This window comes from Streptomyces sp. NRRL S-1022, from assembly GCF_000720135.1.
In the GTDB taxonomy this organism is placed as follows: Bacteria; Actinomycetota; Actinomycetes; order Streptomycetales; family Streptomycetaceae; genus Streptomyces.
In genome coordinates, this window is record NZ_JOIU01000136.1 from 1 (window position 1) to 401 (window position 401).

The window sequence follows — 401 nt, forward strand, 5'->3', positions numbered from 1 at the left end:
GGGGGGCCCGGCCTTCGGGGTGGACGTCTCCCCCGGCATGGTGGCCGTGGCCCGGCAGGCCCATCCCGGGATCCGCTTCCACGTGGGCTCGATGACGGCGCTGGATCTGCCGGACGCCACGCTGGGCGGCGTGCTCGCCCTCTACTCGGTCATCCACGTCCCGGACGACCACCTGCCGGCGGCCTTCGCCGAGTTCCACCGCGTCCTGGTGCCCGGCGGCCACGTCCTGCTCGGCTTCCAGAGCGGCGACGAGGGGGGCCACCTGCACATGACGGAACGCTTCGGCCGGGACATCGCCCTCGACTACTACTGGCGCACGCCCGACTCCGTCGCGGAGCACCTGGTCAAGGCGGGCCTGCGCCTGCGGGCCCGCGTGCTGCGCGAGCCGACCGGGGAGGAGA

1 protein-coding gene is annotated in these 401 nt (G+C 74.3%); it reads left to right on the forward strand.

From position 1 onward, the window contains the following. Positions 1 to 401 (forward strand): class I SAM-dependent methyltransferase (locus tag IG05_RS0141185; protein WP_030349197.1); only part of this gene is annotated, 401 nt, incomplete at both ends.